We start from the raw sequence: 17,552 nt of genomic DNA, 5'->3' as shown, positions 1-17,552 counted from the left end.
ACTTATTTCTTAGCCAGCGAATCAGCCGCATAATTTCGCTTAGATAACCTTCCATTCACATAAAACTGGTCTGGAAAAACAAACCTCACTTGTACCGGATAGTTAACTTTATTAAAACGTATATTTTTTAAATCCAGCGAATTGTTATAAGAAACTACGCCCGTTTCAAAATTCTCCAGCACCAGCTGATCGATCTTCACATACTTACATTTTGGAGAAAGAATTAACGCAGGCCCTTTATAAGCAGAATCACTTTGAAAAACAATATTCCCTTTCGTTTTAAGAATCAGTGTATCCCTGTCAATCGTCAATGCCTGGCTTAAATGAACAGGTACTTTAAATACGGTATCGGCAAGCAAAAGCGTATCCCCTTTTAAACTTAAAAGCATATCGCTGATCTTTTTTTCCTGAGGATTTAATCCAGGTTTGACCGGCGTAACCAAAACCGTTCCCGGCTGTTCTAATTTTGTTCCTTCAGCAGTATGGTATAAAAATAACCAGATTGTTGTTCCTAAAAACAATAAACATAAAGCAGACAGCAATATAATCAGCCCCTTACCACTTTTTTGTTGAACTATATTTTGTTCAGACGCAGCTTTAACCGTTCCTTTAAAAGGCTCAGCAACAGCTGTAGCAGTAACAGACGTCGCAGTAACAGCACTGCTCACTACAGGCTTAACTGGCTCCGGCTTTGAAAACTCGTAAGACGCTCTTACTTTATCATTTTTTGCCAGTACCACTGTTATATTATCCTTGCCACCCGCCTGATTTGCTTCCTCCACTAAACGTGCGGCCTTTACCGCGAGTGTTTCCGGGCCATTCAATACTGCCGTAATCAATGCCGCATCTACCATATCCGTTAATCCATCACTGCAAAGCAAGATCAAATCATCCGGTAAAAAAGGAGAAGAACCTGTTTCAAAATAAGCATCAGTCATTCCCTCACGGCTCGTAAGCCCTAAAGCCTGATTAATCTGATTTCGTTTAGGATGCTGCATCGCTGCTTCTTCGGTAAGCCTGCCGGAATCCTCCAGAAAACCAACAAAGGACTGATCATGTGAAATCTTAATCAGCGAATGATCACGAAATAAATACAACCTGGTATCCCCCACATGCACATAATACAATAGGTTATTTTGTCTGTCTATCACCGCAAGCGTTGCTACACAAGCCATATCCATCAATTCCAGATCACCTTGTTTATGCGTTGCAATCTGTTCATTAGCCAGGTAAAAAACCCTGCTCAGCTGGCTGATCAAATCTGGCTCAATCGTTTCCAGCTCCCTTAAAATAACTTCTTTAGTTAACGCAGCCGCAATTTCACCGCCAGCATATCCACCTACGCCATCAATCACACCCGCAATCATAAACTTATTTTGCATGACTTCCTGAATAATGAATTCATCTTCATTATTCTCTCTTACCCTGCCTGCGTCAGTAATTCCAAATAGACGATCCGCCATTATTTCTGTGATTTTTTAATATCTGTAAAATGCCATAACAGCAATAAAACGCCTATAGCCAGCAACCCAATTGATAAATAATTCCCCATCCGGATCTAAGGTTTAAATATGTTGATCCCGATAATACCGTTCAGCAGGATCTTTGAATTAAAAGGCAGTGCTACCCAATCCGGAGCATCTACCGAACTCCGGTATACCTCCACCTCATTGACCATTGTTTTCTCTCCGAAAGAGGCCAGGTAAAACTTACCCTCAGCCTCTGCATACCGGATGCTCAGATGAGGCGTATTCACCCAATCTGAAGGAATACTAAAAATATAAGGTTCTTTTCGCTCTTCATCCTTACCAGAGATCAATATCTCTTGCGTGGTCATCAGATATTCCAGCTTTTTACCCCTGAAATTCTGATCTGGCATAATCGTTTCAAAACGTGCAAGAACCTTATCAGATTTCCCCTTAACCAATTTAGCGTTTTCCAGATCCATTGCATAAGGCAATTCATAATAACCCTCACTATAATAGGTGAAGCCATTTAAAATATCCTGGTTCACATCAAGCGTTTCTGCAATTCCTGTTTGTCTTGGAATAAAAGTGACTCTTAAATTTTCCTCTTTTTTAGTACTTCCCGGCAATAATTTACCGATAAAGCCTTTATCACCACGCTCATAATCCGGGTGAGAAGCCAATCTGAAAACCCATTTGGAACTCGAAGGTTCCACCGTTTTACCCGCTTTGCGGTATTCCTTTAATACCTCATAAAACTGGTTCACAGACTCATGCACAATGATTCCGAACAAACCCTGTTTATGATCCAGAAATTCTTTATAATCTTCCTCATTGAAACAAATAATGTATTCATGATAAAAAACTACACGGTTCGCAAAAGAAAGCTGCCCAATAGACTCCTTGAATTTATCCAGTATATATTTATAAACCTCGTCAGGCGTTAAACCTTTGACTATTTTTTTAGCTTTACTTTTTTCTGTTGGAAGAAACCAGTCCTGAAGACCTGTCTTTTTCCAGAAAGTTGACTTTTCTGCCATGTTATTTTTTTATGTAGGAAAACCCTGGTTAATCAAATTTTAGAAATGAAGTGTGGTGTCCAGATTCATCGTTGTTGTATCACGCGGAGTTTGTGGAACAGGCTTTAACTGTACTGGCTGCGTCTCTGTATTTCCACTATCTTTTAAAGAATCGCGTTCTTTATCCCAGCTATACCCCTTATCTTCTTCAGCTGTATTTACGGTCGCCGGAGTTATCGTTGTTTTCACAGGGACCTCCTTTTTAACAGGTTTATCGGCCTCCTTAAACAGTAAAAAGTAACTCAACAATGCAATCATAAAAACTACCCCAGCTGATAAAACATAAAATACAGGCTTGGAAATCGCAATTATACCAGCATCACGAACAACAGGTTTTTCATCCTGCGCTTCCTGATAATGCCTCAGTAAAGTCTGCAAACGCTCATTTTCTTTTTGCAATAAGGCAGTACCCGGAGCATCAGCTATAGCACTTCCCGCATCAGCAATACTACTGTGGACAATTGCATACTGTAAAGCCATTCCGCTTTTATACCTGTCTGACGGTGATTTCTCCAGACATTTACTAATCACAGACAGCAACCATGCAGGAACCTGCATCTCATGCATCTTTTTCTCCTCCGACCAGCCTTCGGGCAAATTCTGTTGCCTTAAAGTCAGCAAATCAGGAACTGGCGATTCTAAATGTCCAACCAGCACATCATTCCTTGACTTTTGCCCGTTATCCAGTAAAGGAAAAGGAACCTGGCCAGCCAGTAGCTCATACAGGATTATGCCATAACTGTAAATATCCGTTTCCAGTAGCATTTGTCCTTCACTCTGCTCAGGAGCCATGAATTCGATTGCACCCGCATGGCGGATACTCGTTCTGCGCTGCTCATCAGACATCGCCGATAAACCAAAATCCAGTAAGACATAATTGCCCGTATGGATATTAAATTTAACATTATTACTCTTGATATCCCCATGCTTTACCGTAACCTGATGACAATGCGCTAAAGCATTTGCCAAATGATCGGCCACCTTAATCACTTCCTTGACCGGGAATATTTTATCATGCGGTTCTTTTAGTAACTCTTCGAGATCAGGACCATCAATAAACTCCATTTCTATAAATGGAAACGATCCGCTTTCTGTAATTCCTGAATTTAAGATCTTAACGATATTAGGATTAGGCTCCTCATTTACCTTTTTCAATTTCTCCACCTCATTCTGGAAACTCCTGAAGTTTTTATCTTCTGTACTTTCCGTATGAACCGGTGTTGGCAATAATTTCACTGCCGTTATAATAGGACCAAACCTTCTTCCCTTGTAAACTGAACCCTGGCCTCCGGTACGCAATGCGCCCATATTTTCCAGACCTTCAGTAATCGTAAATACTTTACTCATTTAAGCTAATTCAACTCTGTGTGTGGTAAAATTACTACAATTTTAGTTCCAATGTTTATTTAAAATCAGGAACAAAAAAAAGGCCATCGAATGATAGCCTTTAATTCAATTATTTAAGATACGCAACAGCTTATTTTGAGAGACACAACAACTGATTATTATCATCTCTTCCATTCTACTGACTCAAAATAGCCGCAGTCATATTAGCCACATTATCCTATAATAATATCTAAACTTATCAAATAGCTGGCGGAAATGGAAATCGTTTATTTATAAAACAAGACAGATTATTAGCTATATTTGTAAGCGATTTACAGATAACAAGGAAAAATTATGATTGTAAGCTTTTCTATAACAAATTTCAGAAGTATAAAAGATACTGTTACACTGTCTTTCGAAGCTGATAAATCTCAGGATCTGGAAAAGTATTTTATTCTCGAACCTGCTCCAGGACAAAGATTATTAAAATTAGGTTTAATCTATGGTGCTAATGGTTCAGGAAAGACTACGATCTTAAAGGCTCTTGATTCTTTAAGGACATTAATCGTCTCCTCACCATTACAGAAACAGACGACATTAAATTACACCCCATTTCTATTTAACGCATTAACATCAGCTCAGGAAACGAAGTTTGAATTAATATTTTTCCAAAACGGAATCAAATACAGTTACGAGATTGCTTTCACAAAGGAGGCTATTACTTTTGAAAAGCTCGAATTTTATTCTCCTAACAAATCTTTGATTTATAAACGCGAAACGAATATTGAGAAACAGCTGACTGAAATTAAATTTGGTACTAAGGCCAAGCTCAAACGGACTCAGGAGGAAATTTTAGAGGCAAATACCTTGTGGAATAATCCTGTACTAAGTGGCTTTTTAAAGTCAAATATTGACTCTCCTGAACTCAGAGACGTAACTGACTGGTTCGATAAGGTGCTTAGAAAGCTGATTACCCCTAAAACTGACTTGAGTGATTCAATTAATAAAGCAATTGAAAATAAAGAGATTAATAAGGATCATATAATTAAATTTCTTCAAAAAGCAGATTTCAAGATTACCGACTTAGCACTGGAAAAAAGAACAATTGATTATGATGATGATATGCGTAAAATCATGCGTTTTATTAACAAACAAATTGCCTCTAGAACACCAAGCTCTAGTTCTGAAAAGGATCCTGAATCGCTGGACTTACTTGAAATTGGTTTCCGTCACTCAGTGTTGAATGGTGATCACTCTGATAGTTATATCTTGCCATACGCACAAGAATCAGAAGGGACACAGCGGTATTTTCAATTCAGTGGCCTTTTAGACCAGATACTTGGGAAAAGTAGTGTAATCTTAATCGATGAACTCGAATCTTCACTGCACCCAGAACTATTAAAGCATTTTCTTTTGCTATTTCTTGTCAATGTTAAGGGTTCTCAAATCATAGCGACTACCCATTACCGGGAATTACTGATGGAAAGAGATATATTTCGGGATGATGCCATATGGTTCACAGAAAAAATTTCAGATGGCAGTATAGAGCTTTACGCATTGAGTGACTTCGATTCAAGTGTTATCCGGGATACTACATCTGTATTCAATGCATACAAATCGGGCAAGCTTGGTGCCGTACCACAATTAGAAGATTATTATCTGGATTTCGATAATGAGAGTTAGCGGTACAAAAAAGGGCTTAGGGAGAAAGACTTTTTCTTTGGTTGTAGATGGAGAAACTGAACTTTGGTATCTGCAAATGTTAAGGAAAAACGAGACACTTCATGGAATATCTATTCTGCCCGAACTTCCCAAAAAGAAAACCCTTTTTGAACAGTTTGAGCTGGTAAAGACAAATGCCAGAATTTATGACTTATCGATATGGGTTATTGATCTCGATGTAGTCATTGCTGAAGGAAAAATCCCGGAATTAAAGCAGTATCAAAAAGAAGCTGAAAACATTAAAAAAATCCATGTACTGATTAATACGCCTTGTCTTGAATTTTGGTTTTTGATGCATGTGAAGAATAGTGGCAAGTATTTCAGAGCATGCGATCCTGTTGGAAAGGAACTGAAAAGCCATGATCCACTAAAAACTTATGAAAAGTCAGAAAAATATTTTGTGCGCAGCAATCCTGATATATACCAAAGATTAAAACCTTATCTGAAGACTGGAATAACCAACGCAACGAACAGAGGAGATTTTGACATTGAAGCCCCTGAGCAAGCAAAAGCTGAACTTTATAAGATATTTGGTCTCCTGGGCCTCAATATCTGATCATAGTTATGAATTAAGCTTTCCTTTTTTGGGCTACCAAATCTCCCCTGGTTAAGATCAGAATGAATTAGCAGCTTAGCCTGAACACGCTATTCACAAAAAAACGGTTGCCTTTTTGATCAGACAACCGTTTTTGTAAAAGTTTAAAACTAATTCTTACCACCCCTTAACAGCACCACCTTTGAATATTTTAGCAGCAGCGGCTTCTACCTCTTCAGATTGAAAAGCTTTTACAAATTTCTTAATCTTCTCCTCATCTTTGTTATCCTCTCTGGATACAATGATATTTACATAAGGTGATTTCTTATCTTCTACAATTAGTCCGTCACGGTCTGCAATTAAGCCTGCAGAACTAGCAAAAGTATTATTGATCACAGCGATAGTTACATTTTGATCATCCAGTGCTCTTGGCAATTGCGGAGCTTCCAATTCAAGGATCTTTATCTTTTTAGGATTTTCGGTAATATCATTTACAGTAGGTAATAAGCCAACACCATCTTTTAATTTCAGTAAACCTGATTTTTGTAAAAGAAGTAAAGCACGGCCACCGTTTGTCGGGTCATTAGGAATGATAATTGTATTTCCTTCCTTTAACTCTTCAATTTTCTTGATTTTTTTAGAATAACCAGCTAATGGGAAAACAAAAGTATTTCCCTGAATTGCAAATTTATAACCACGTTGTTTAGTTTGTACATCTAAATAAGGTTTATTCTGGAATACATTCACATCCAGATCCCCTTGACTAAGCGCTTCATTAGGCATCACGAAATCGTTGAATTGTACCAATTCTACTTCTAAGCCAAATTTCTCTTTGGCAACTTTCTGAGCAGCTTCAGCAACTGCAAATTCCGGCCCCGATTCTACCCCTACTTTAATATGGTTCGGGTCATTCTTTTTAGCACCTCTGCCGCAGCTGAATAAGGATACTGAAACGATTACAGCTACAGCCGCCAGTAAATTGATTTTTATTTTCATCAGTATATATTTGTTGTTGTTCTCAGTATTTATATTTTTAATTGAACTTAAGAGCAAACCTGGTCCCTCTTATTTATTTTTAGCTTAAAACTACTTATTTCCTATGGTCTGCACGTTTAGCAAGAAAATCTCCGGTAAACTGGATTGCGAAAACTAAAGCAACCAGTACAATTAATACCGCGTTCATCACCAGTACATCATAACCTACGTAGCCGTATTGATAACCGATTTGGCCTAATCCTCCTGCACCAACTGCGCCACCCATAGCCGAATAACCAACAAGTGTGATCAAAGTAATCGAAGCCGTATTAATTAGTGAGGGCAATGCTTCTGGCAATAATACTTTACAAACGATCTGAAAAGGAGTTGCCCCCATCGCCCTTGCCGCCTCAACCAGACCACCCGGCACTTCGATTAAACTATTTTCTACCATTCTGGCAATAAAAGGTGCCGCTCCGATACTTAAAGGAACTAAAGCAGCTTCAATACCGATAGAAGTCCCAACCAGCATCCGGGTAAAAGGAATCATCCATACAATGAGGATAATAAACGGAATAGAACGGAAAACATTGACGAAAACTGATACAATATTGTTCAGCGTTCTGTTTTCCAGTACCTGACCTTTTCTGGTCAGATAAAGCATGACTCCGGTCGGTAATCCGATCACAAAACCGAAAAAACCAGAGACAAAGGTCATCACTATAGTCTCCCATGTTCCTTTGAACATCATTAAAATCATCGCATCAGACATACCCTAAAACCTCCACTTTGATCTGTTTTTCTTCATAATATGCTATTGCCTTCAGGCTGTCTTGCTGTGCACCGGAAACTTCAATCACCATAGCGCCAAATTTAACACCTCCGGCATATTCAATTTGTGCGTAAATAATATTGTTATTGAGGTTGAATAACCTGCTCACTTCTGATAGTACAGGATCATCTACAGACTGCCCGGTAAATTCAAGCTTTAATAATGGCTTTTTATCTGCAGTCAGCGTAGGGCTCAGTCTTTCCATATACGTTTCCGGGATATTTATTTTCAAGGATGAAGCGATAAATTCACGGGTAAGTTCTGCTTTAGGATGGGCAAAAATTTCACTGACAGTTCCCTGCTCGATTAATTTACCCGCACTGATAACTGCAACCTCATCACAAATACTCTTCACTACATCCATTTCGTGGGTAATCAACAAAATAGTAATGTTCAGCCTTTTATTGATATCTTTTAATAAGGTAAGAATAGATTTTGTTGTTGCCGGATCTAAAGCACTTGTAGCCTCATCGCATAACAGCACTTTTGGATTACTCGCCAGCGTTCTGGCAATCGCAACCCTTTGTTTCTGTCCACCAGATAAATTAGCCGGATAGTCTTTTCCTTTATCTTCAAGCCCAACCAGAGCCAGCAATTCAGCCACTCTTTTTTGGATCTGTTCTTTAGGTACTTTATCCAATTCTAAAGGAAATGCAATGTTTTCAGAAACCGTTCTGGAAGATAATAAATTGAAATGCTGAAAGATCATGCCGATCTGTCTTCTTTCTTTAGCCAGCGCTGCCGGTGATAAATCAATCAGGTTCAGCCCATCTACAATAACTTCACCAGATGTCGGTCTTTCCAACAAATTCACACAGCGGATCAAGGTGCTTTTTCCTGCGCCTGATGCCCCGATCACCCCATAGATTTTACCCTTGGGAACAGTTAAAGAGACGTCCGACAAAGCCGTAATCTCCCTGTTTTTCTGATGAAATTGTTTAGTTATATTTTTTAATACAATCATGTTCGGCGCAAAAGTAATAATAATCATCAATAGTCTATTATATTTATAGACTTTAACTATCAGGGAGATATAAAAAAAGGCACCCGAAAAGTGCCTTTTTTCTATTTATTGTTCAAATTAAGCTGACTAGTTCAACGATCCCATATCAATTACAAAACGATAATGAACATCTCCGGCAAGCGTGCGCTCATAAGCTTCATTGATCTGGTCAATATTAATCATTTCTACATCTGAAGTAATATTGTGTTCCGCGCAGTAATCCAGCATCTCCTGAGTTTCTTTAATTCCTCCTACCAATGAGCCTACCAGACTACGACGGCCACCAATCAATTGGAATGCCTGCACATCTGAAGGTTTAGGTGGTACACCTAATAAAACCATCACCCCATTGGTACGCAATAAGGCCAGGTACTCATTGTAATCATGTTCCGCAGATACCGTATCAATGATATAATCAAAACTGTTAGCCAGCTTTTTCATCGTTTCCTTTTCCGTGGTAATCTCAAAATGGTGTGCTCCTAATTCCTGTGCATCCTTTTCTTTGCTTTTAGAACGGCTTAATACCGTTACTTCCGCACCCATTGAGGCCGCAATTTTTACTGCCATATGCCCTAATCCGCCTAAACCAACTACTGCAAGCTTATCTCCTTTTTTAACATTCCAGTGTTTCAATGGAGAATAAGTAGTAATTCCTGCGCATAATAAAGGGGCTACTTTTTCAAGAGGCAATTTATCAGATACACTCAATACAAATTTTTGAGTCACTACAATATGGCTGGAATAACCACCATAAGTAATTGTTTTTTTGTCCTGTAATAACGAATTATAGGTTTGTGAATGTCCATTTTCACAATATTGCTCATTGTCTTCTTCACAGTTTCTGCAATGACCACAAGAGTCCACAAAACAGCCGACGCCAACGGTATCACCTACTTTAAAACGGGTCACCTGATCTCCGACTTTAGTTACTTTTCCAACAATTTCGTGTCCTGGGACTACAGGGTACATCGTTCCTCCCCATTCGTTTCTTGCGGTATGTATATCTGAATGGCATACACCACAATACAAGATTTTAATCTCTACATCATCAGCTCCCGGTTCACGACGGTCTAACTGATAGGGAGCTAATGGTTTATCAGCACTCTGCGCTGCATAGGATTTTACTGCTTTCATCGTTTTTCAATTATTTAGTGTTATAACAAATATAAATACAAAAGTCATTGCCATTTTGTTCATTATATTTTTGTGCGCTTTAAGATAATCAGCTCTCAAGCTGGTAACCGTATTGTTCAGCAAACGCTGTCATTATCACTTTCCATTACTATCCCCACCTTAATTCATCATCAATCTTTTTGTTCCGGCTAAAATTAAAAAACTGGAAAATGTAAAGGTTATTATATCGAAAAACGCCTTTAAATTCACCTGGGAGAAGGATATCACTGCGACAGGCAATCCAAACGATAGCGCCATTATCCTGTTATACAATAAAACCTACGGACGTGTACATGCTAATTACAGTGGTGCACGAAGAGATGAATTAAAACATAATTCCCCTTAAATGCACATTACATCAAAAAGAACAGTTATGAATCTTCATTGCCTTTAAAGACATTATGAGTGATGAAGTCTTCAAAAACGTGTTTATTGCGGTAGGTTTACAAATTAACTACTAACAGGCGGCTTAAAATAGTTCAGCAGGATGTAAAAAAAACATGGCACCATAAATGTTAAATTTAAAACAATCTGCGAGAATAGCTTTACGGCTATAAAAAACAATTTATGGATAGAATAGAACTCAACTTAGCACGTTTGCTGGATACATTTATCAGCAAAACCCCTACCCTTTTACTAGCACTGATTACGTTATTGATAGGATTCTGGCTCATTAAATTTTTAGTCAGGTTTTTAAATAATCATTTGAATAAAGGAAAGATTGACCTTTCACTCTCTAACTTTTTAATCAGCATTTTAAAAGTTATACTTTATATCCTTTTATTGGTTACAGTTGCATCAACCCTTGGAATAGAGACTTCATCTTTTGTCGCAATTTTAGCTGCCTCTGGTCTTGCAGTAGGCCTGGCCCTTCAGGGGAGCCTTTCAAATTTTGCAGGTGGTGTATTAATCCTGTTGTTCAAGCCCTTTAAAGTAGGCCACTTTATTTCATCCAGCAACAATGTAAGTGGTACGGTACTTAAAATTGATATCCTTTACACCACGTTAAAAGCTGGTAACGGGACTACGATTTATGCACCAAATGGCCCGCTGGCTAATGCAGTCATCAACAATGTTTCAGATAATACAAACCGGATGCAGGAATATAGTATCGGCATATCTTACAATGCCAATATAGATACGGCAAGAAAAGTTATCCTGAATGTGCTGACTAATGATCCATTGGTTTTAAAAGACCCTGCCCCCGTTGTTTTAGTCTCTTCTCTGGGAGATAATGCGGTTAATCTGACAATCAGATCATGGTCTGCCAATGGCGATTTCTGGGCAACTTATCATCGTAATTTTCAATCACTTAAAGAGGCATTGGATCAGCACAATATCGGCATTCCATATCCGCAAAGAGAGATACATATTATTCCTGCAAGTAAAGATTTACCAGATTAGTACTGCCTGGAAGATAACCAGCATACCTCAAATTAGAAATCCGGATTCCTGCAAAATAACCGCAGAAACGCGGATTTTCCCGTTCATCCGCTGGTCTTCATTTTTTTCAATCGTATTTAAAAGTAGTAGCTTTGCACAATGAAGCATTTAACTTTCTTTTTATTATTTATAGCCCTATTCAGTAACGTTTCCAAAAGCCAGGATAAAACGGCCAGCATACAGACCTCAACAAAACCCTTCACATTAGGGATAACTGATGAAATTCAATCTGCTCAATTAGCAGAAAAAAGAATTTTGAATATTTATTTACCTGAAGGTTATGATCAGGACATTCAAACGACCTACCCGGTTATTTATCTTCTGGATGGATCTGCTAATGAAGATTTCATCCATATTGCAGGCCTTGTTCAATACTGCACGATGATACAGATGATGCCTAAATCCATTGTCGTGGGTATCGCAAATATTGACAGAAAAAGAGATTTTACCTTCCCTACTTCTGTCCAGCAGGATTTAAAAGATTTCCCAACAACAGGAAAATCAGAAAAATTCATGGCCTTTATGGAAAGGGATTTACAACCATACATTCAGCAGAAATACAGAACCAATGACACCAGGACAATTATTGGTCAATCTTTAGGTGGTTTGTTTGCGACCGAAGTTTTGCTGAAAAAACCTCAGCTTTTCAATAACTATATAATTATCAGCCCAAGCTTATGGTGGGATAATGAATCCCTGCTTGCAAAAGCTCCTGAGTTATTAAAATCAGGTCTGGCTAAAAATATTAAAGTATATGTTTCTGTAGGTACAGAAGGAAAAGTTATGGAGAATGATGCAGCAAACCTTGCAGCAGTCTTAAAAAAATCGGCAGATCAGAGTTTTCAGGTTACCTTTAACCCCATGCCGGCAGAAAACCACTTAACTATTTTACACCATAGTACTTATAAAGCGTTTGAAGTGCTAAATGCCAAACAATAATTAGCTGAGGGATGAAAGAAAAAGGTATAAATACCACAAGACTCCATATACAAGCTGTAACGTTGCATGACGCAGGCTTCATTCTGGAGTTGGTCAATACACCCGGATGGCTTAAATTTATTGGAGACCGGAATGTTAAAACCATTGAAGATGCCAAAAATTACATTCTGAAATTAACAACAGGTCCGGGTACAAATTATTTCCTGGTTAAGTTAACTGAGCAACAACTCCCGATTGGCGTAGTCACTTTTATGAAACGCGATTATTTGGAACACCATGATATTGGCTATGCTTTTCATCCTGATCATGAGGGAAAGGGATATGCTTTTGAAGCTGCAAAAGCCGTATTGGATGAGTTAAAAAAAGATCCTGTTCATCCAAAAATCCTGGCAACTGTATTAAGAAACAATGTCAAATCTATTCAATTGCTGGAAAAACTTGGACTCAGCTATGATAAAGACCTGATGATCGACAACAAAGACCTCTTACTTTACGTTATAAATACAGCAACAAACCAATAAATGCAGGTATTGCCTTCCCTAGATTTGTCAGCAACGATTAAGCATTATCTCTTTTTAACTACTCAAAGTGAAGAGGTAAAAAAACTGCGTTTGTTTTCTGACGGAAATACAGGAATGGTGTTTTCTTTTAAGACCCCGCTTATTTCACATTTTGCCGGCTCAGGTATACGTGTTGAACTTCCGGATTCTTTTATTTACGGTCAGCTTGATTCTTTTCAGGATTTATATTGCCAGGGAGAAACTTCTTTAATGATTGTTGTTTTCCATCCTCATGGGCTGAGTCAAATACTGGGTATTCCTTCCCAGGAACTTAAAAATCAACGTATAAAGGCAGAAGACCTCTTTGGGTCTAAGGGTACAGCACTTTATGAAAAACTATCCGACAGCACTGCAATCACTAGTAAAATTACTTTGGCTGAAGACTTTTTCAGAAAACTAATTGCTAGCAGACAGCTTCCTGATCAGCCATTAATCTTGGCTTCCCTTAACTTTATTACTCAAAATAAAGGTTTACTTCCGGTCAGTAAATTAGCCGCTTTTACTGGTTACCATGAAAGAACACTGGAAAGGACCTTTATAACCAATATCGGGATCAGTCCAAAAAGATTCAGTACGATTGTAAAACTGCATGTATTTCTGAAACAGCTCAGAGATCAACCAATTCAGGAAACCCTGACTTTATTAGGTCACGAGGCCGGATATTACGATCAGCCGCATTTAATCCGTGAATTCAAAAAACATACAGGGTTAACGCCTGGTCAATACAGCAGTATTGCTGATCCGCTGGCTATCAATTTCCTGAGTTATCAGCCCGGCCAGCACGGATTGTTAACCTGATTAATCTCGTTACCCGGCTAATTTACCAGTTGTCGGGTTTGTACATTTTTATGGAATTCCCAGCCAATATCTTTGTCTAAAACAGCTAATGATGGAAAACCTAAAAATTGCTACAGCACAATTTGAGCACAAAAGTGGAGATAAACACTATAACCTGTCAGTTATAGATGAGCTGGCCGGAAAAGCTTCAAAGGATGGCGCACAGGTCATCGCTTTTCATGAATGTTCGGTAACTGGTTATACTTTCGCCAGAAATCTTTCTAAAACACAAATGCTTGAGCTGGCAGAATTAATTCCTTCGGGAGAAAGTATTTTAGCGCTTAAAGCAATAGCAGCCAAACATAATATTGCTGTTCTGGCCGGCCTTTTTGAAAAAGATGAAGCAGGTAATTTATTTAAAGCCTATGTCTGCATAGACAAAAGTGGGCTGGTTGCCAAGTTTAGAAAATTACATCCTTTTATAAATCCTTTCCTTACACCAGGAGATGAATACTGCATTTTTGAGCTTTACGGCTGGAAGTGCGGAATTTTGATTTGCTATGACAATAACATCATTGAAAACGTAAGAGCAACCAAGCTTTTAGGTGCAGCTATTATTTTTATGCCACACGTGACCATGTGTACGCCTTCTACCAGACCTGGAGCAGGATTTGTAAATCCGGCGCTCTGGGAAAACAGAGCAAATGATCCAACCTCTCTCCGCCTGGAGTTTGAAGGCATGAAAGGCCGCGACTGGCTAATGAAATGGCTACCTGCCAGAGCTTACGATAATGCAATTTATACGGTTTTCGCTAACCCGATCGGGATGGATGATGACCAGCTGAAAAATGGATGTTCCATGATTATTGATCCTTTCGGAGATGTTCTTACCGAATGTAAAACTTTAGGTGATGCTTATGTAATAGCGGTGCTTACGCCTGAAAAATTAATACAAGCAGGTGGGCATCGCTATATCCAGGCCAGAAGACCTGAGCTTTACAAAGATATTATCGGAAGCCCGCATCAATCCGAACAAAAAGTAGCCTGGCTTATTTAATTAATGATCAACTGACCGTCCTGGATAATGACGGTCAGTTTTTTTATTACAGGAATTGCTCCTGTTTAATAAATAGTTCTTGCAAAATTAAATCTTTATGTTTTACTTTGCAATTCAAAGTTCTTTTAAAATGCAAGAAAAAGATATTTATTCAGAGCTGAGTTCTATCCGTAACCTGATGGAACGTTCTTCCAAATTCATCTCCCTGAGTGGTTTGTCAGGGATTATGGCTGGAATATATTCATTAATTGGTGCATTCATCGCTTATAAAATAGTCTATAATGCGCAAGGTATTTTGCAATATAGAAACAGTTATATTAGTGAATCACAGATTTTATGGCAATTAACTAGTATTGCTGCTGGTGTTTTAGTGCTTTCTTTGGTGACAGGGATTTGGCTGACTATCCGTCAGGCGCGTAAAAAAGGAGAAAAATTCTGGAACCCGGTAAGTAAACGCTTATTGGTAAACATGACCATTCCCCTGCTAACAGGCGGACTATTTATCCTGATCTTGCTGATCCGCGGTGAATATGCAATTATTTCCTCTGCTTGCTTGATTTTTTATGGCCTCGCCCTTATAGCTGCAAGTCATTACACGTTATCTGACGTAAAATGGCTTGGATTTAGTGAGATTATTCTGGGTTTAGTGGCGGCCTTAATCCCAGGTTATGGAATTGTTTTCTGGACTATCGGTTTTGGTATCCTGCATATTCTTTATGGTTCAATCATGCACTTTAAATACAATCAGTGAAAATTTCCCTGGAATCTTTCGATAAAGCTTTTGAAAACCGGATACGCCTGCAAATTATGAGCGTACTGGTTGCCAATGCGTATTATGATTTCAATGCGTTGAAAGAGCTGCTGAATGCAACAGACGGTAATCTCGCCTCCCATCTCAAAGCGTTGGAAAAGGAAGAATACATTACTGTAACCAAAAGTTTCATCGGCCGTAAACCTAATACACAATATGCTGCTTCGGCAAAAGGTATCCTTGCGTTTAAAAAACACCTGGAAGCACTTGAAAATTTAATTAAACAACAAAAGTAATAACCTTTTTTTTACCTATATACTTTGAATTTCAAAGTACTTTTAAACCATCAATATGAACTATCAACAAGAAAAACAAAACAATGGATTCAGAACTTGGTTCTCGGAATCCGTGATCGTAAAGTTATGTCTTATAGGCGTTTTAACTTTGCTCCTGCTCATTCCTTCGAGCCTGGTTCAGAATTTGATTGTAGAAAGACAGGCCAGACAACAAGAAGTGAACAATGAAATATCAGATAAGTGGTCTGGGAGTCAATTGGTGGAGGGCCCGATTTTAGTCATTCCTTACAAAACCACAGTTAACCACAAGGACAGTGCAGGAAAGGTGACTACAAAAGAAGTGTTAACCAATATCTACATCATGCCCGAGACCTTGAATATTACTGGGAAAGCAGAACCGCAATTGCTGCATCGCGGAATATTTGATGCGGTGGTTTACAATTCAAAGATCAGGGTAAATGGAAAATTCAGTGCGATGGAATTGAGAAAGTCTGGTATTAACCCCGATATGGTTCAATGGGATAAGGCAAAGGTAGCTATTGGGTTAAGCGATCTGAAAGGTTTAAAAAACAATCCGGTTATTAAATTAGCAGGTAAAGATTATGCTGTGGAGCCAGATTTCACTACACTTTCTTTATTTACGAATAACCTGATTATTCAGCCTGATCTGAGTGCGGGTAAAAACACAGCATTGGATTTCAGTTTTGACCTGGATTTAAGAGGCAGTAATGAGCTGAGTTTCCTCCATATTGGAAAGAGCACAACCGTGAAAATTGACGGAAGCTGGGGCAATCCGAAATTTACAGGACGTTATCTTCCTGAACAGCGCAATGTATCGGCTAATGCATTTTCAGCAACCTGGAAAATGCCCTATTTTAACAGACCATTCTCTCAGCAGTGGATTAATGAAAATACAACGCTGGTTAACGTTCCTGCAATTAAAGAAAATCCAATGCAGGAAACTTCGGTACAGTCACCTTTAAAAGATGGCTCTTTTGGTGTCCAGTTCATTCTTCCTGTTGATCAGTATCAAAAGACTATGCGTTCGGGTAAATATTCAATTCTAATCATTATGCTGACTTTCATTTCTCTGTTTTTCACAGAGTTGCTGAACAAAAGAAAGGTACATCTTTTACAATATGTGCTGATTGGTGCAGCAATGATTATTTACTATACGTTATTGCTCTCATTTAGTGAGCGCGTTGGTTTTAATCTTGCTTACCTCATTGCTTCGGTTGCGACGGTTTCGCTGATTGGTAGTTTTATCGCAGCTTTATTGAAGAACAGGAAACCCGCGATGATATTTGTAGGGATCCTGACTATTTTCTACGGATTTGTTTACGTGATCATCCAATTACAGGACGTGGCTTTGTTATTCGGAAGTGTTGGCTTATTTATTATCGTAGCTGCGCTGATGTATTTATCGGCTAAGATAGACTGGAACAGGAATCCTTTGGCAGAAACCTCAGATCCGGGATAAAACTATTCTTCAGGGAAATACTGCTTCCTGTGCATCTTCACTACCGATGAATTCAGCTGTAGAGATTCAGGCTGTGTTTGAATAAGAGTAATATTTTCCTGTAGCTAAAAAGTGTTACTGGTTGGTCAGAATTAGCAA

General features: G+C 38.6%; 17 protein-coding genes. 10 read left to right on the top strand and 7 right to left on the bottom strand.

Features of this window, described 5'->3' with window-relative positions:
• Positions 1-2: 2 nt before the first annotated feature.
• The 3 genes from AY601_RS03590 to AY601_RS03580 all read right to left on the bottom strand — a co-directional run bounded on the left by AY601_RS03590 (position 3) and on the right by AY601_RS03580 (position 3,892).
• Complete coding sequence (locus AY601_RS03590; RefSeq protein ID WP_068396554.1) at positions 3-1,463, bottom strand: PP2C family protein-serine/threonine phosphatase; 1,461 nt, start codon at positions 1,461-1,463, stop codon at positions 3-5.
• Between the two features lie 95 nt (positions 1,464-1,558).
• Positions 1,559-2,506, bottom strand: coding sequence for a hypothetical protein (locus AY601_RS03585; RefSeq protein WP_068396551.1), 948 nt, complete (start codon positions 2,504-2,506; stop codon positions 1,559-1,561).
• A gap of 39 nt (positions 2,507-2,545) precedes the next feature.
• Entirely contained in the window at positions 2,546-3,892 is a 1,347-nt protein-coding gene (locus AY601_RS03580; RefSeq protein WP_084359067.1) for a serine/threonine protein kinase, read from the bottom strand.
• A 333-nt stretch (positions 3,893-4,225) separates the two neighbouring features.
• Here AY601_RS03580 and AY601_RS03575 point away from each other — a divergent pair, with 333 nt between their 5' ends.
• Positions 4,226-5,554 (top strand): AAA family ATPase, encoded by a 1,329-nt coding sequence (locus AY601_RS03575; RefSeq protein WP_068396548.1) that lies wholly within the window; start codon positions 4,226-4,228, stop codon positions 5,552-5,554.
• The gene (locus AY601_RS03570) at positions 5,544-6,149 is read left to right on the top strand and encodes an RloB domain-containing protein (RefSeq protein WP_068396545.1); all 606 of its coding nucleotides are present in this window, start codon (positions 5,544-5,546) and stop codon (positions 6,147-6,149) included. Before AY601_RS03575 ends, AY601_RS03570 begins: the two co-directional genes overlap by 11 nt.
• Before the next feature lie 156 nt (positions 6,150-6,305).
• Here AY601_RS03570 and metQ read toward each other — a convergent pair whose 3' ends face one another.
• The 4 genes from metQ to AY601_RS03550 all read right to left on the bottom strand — a co-directional run bounded on the left by metQ (position 6,306) and on the right by AY601_RS03550 (position 10,072).
• Positions 6,306-7,124, bottom strand: a complete 819-nt coding sequence (gene metQ, locus AY601_RS03565) for a methionine ABC transporter substrate-binding lipoprotein MetQ (RefSeq protein WP_068407109.1) — start codon at positions 7,122-7,124, stop codon at positions 6,306-6,308.
• A gap of 94 nt (positions 7,125-7,218) precedes the next feature.
• Entirely contained in the window at positions 7,219-7,875 is a 657-nt protein-coding gene (locus AY601_RS03560; RefSeq protein ID WP_068396542.1) for a methionine ABC transporter permease MetI, read from the bottom strand.
• Positions 7,868-8,926 (bottom strand): methionine ABC transporter ATP-binding protein MetN, encoded by a 1,059-nt coding sequence (metN, locus tag AY601_RS03555; RefSeq protein WP_269465583.1) that lies wholly within the window; start codon positions 8,924-8,926, stop codon positions 7,868-7,870. Before metN ends, AY601_RS03560 begins: the two co-directional genes overlap by 8 nt.
• 99 nt (positions 8,927-9,025) lie before the next feature.
• A complete protein-coding gene (locus tag AY601_RS03550) occupies positions 9,026-10,072 on the bottom strand; it encodes an NAD(P)-dependent alcohol dehydrogenase (RefSeq protein ID WP_068396538.1) in 1,047 nt (348 codons plus the stop codon).
• A gap of 606 nt (positions 10,073-10,678) precedes the next feature.
• Between AY601_RS03550 and AY601_RS03545 the strand changes: the two genes are divergently transcribed.
• The 8 genes from AY601_RS03545 (at position 10,679) to creD (ending at position 17,414) form a co-directional block, all read left to right on the top strand.
• Positions 10,679-11,515 carry a mechanosensitive ion channel family protein gene (locus tag AY601_RS03545; RefSeq protein WP_068396535.1) on the top strand — a complete coding sequence of 279 codons (837 nt, stop codon included), beginning with the start codon at positions 10,679-10,681 and terminating at the stop codon, positions 11,513-11,515.
• 138 nt (positions 11,516-11,653) lie between these two features.
• Positions 11,654-12,493 (top strand): alpha/beta hydrolase, encoded by an 840-nt coding sequence (locus AY601_RS03540; RefSeq protein WP_068396532.1) that lies wholly within the window; start codon positions 11,654-11,656, stop codon positions 12,491-12,493.
• An 11-nt stretch (positions 12,494-12,504) separates the two neighbouring features.
• The gene (locus tag AY601_RS03535; RefSeq protein WP_068396530.1) at positions 12,505-13,014 is read left to right on the top strand and encodes a GNAT family N-acetyltransferase; all 510 of its coding nucleotides are present in this window, start codon (positions 12,505-12,507) and stop codon (positions 13,012-13,014) included.
• Between the two features lie 9 nt (positions 13,015-13,023).
• Complete coding sequence (locus AY601_RS03530) at positions 13,024-13,851, top strand: AraC family transcriptional regulator (RefSeq protein WP_198163604.1); 828 nt, start codon at positions 13,024-13,026, stop codon at positions 13,849-13,851.
• Positions 13,852-13,942: 91 nt separating this feature from the next.
• Entirely contained in the window at positions 13,943-14,887 is a 945-nt protein-coding gene (locus AY601_RS03525; RefSeq protein ID WP_068407102.1) for a nitrilase family protein, read from the top strand.
• Between the two features lie 97 nt (positions 14,888-14,984).
• The gene (locus tag AY601_RS03520) at positions 14,985-15,638 is read left to right on the top strand and encodes a hypothetical protein (RefSeq protein ID WP_232324689.1); all 654 of its coding nucleotides are present in this window, start codon (positions 14,985-14,987) and stop codon (positions 15,636-15,638) included.
• Positions 15,635-15,934 carry a winged helix-turn-helix domain-containing protein gene (locus AY601_RS03515; RefSeq protein WP_068396527.1) on the top strand — a complete coding sequence of 100 codons (300 nt, stop codon included), beginning with the start codon at positions 15,635-15,637 and terminating at the stop codon, positions 15,932-15,934. Before AY601_RS03520 ends, AY601_RS03515 begins: the two co-directional genes overlap by 4 nt.
• 55 nt (positions 15,935-15,989) lie before the next feature.
• The gene (creD, locus tag AY601_RS03510) at positions 15,990-17,414 is read left to right on the top strand and encodes a cell envelope integrity protein CreD (RefSeq protein ID WP_068396524.1); all 1,425 of its coding nucleotides are present in this window, start codon (positions 15,990-15,992) and stop codon (positions 17,412-17,414) included.
• The last annotated feature ends 138 nt before the right edge of the window (positions 17,415-17,552 follow it).

This window comes from Pedobacter cryoconitis, from assembly GCF_001590605.1.
GTDB lineage: Bacteria > Bacteroidota > Bacteroidia > Sphingobacteriales > Sphingobacteriaceae > Pedobacter > Pedobacter cryoconitis_A.
This window is presented reverse-complemented; position numbering and strand designations above follow the sequence as displayed.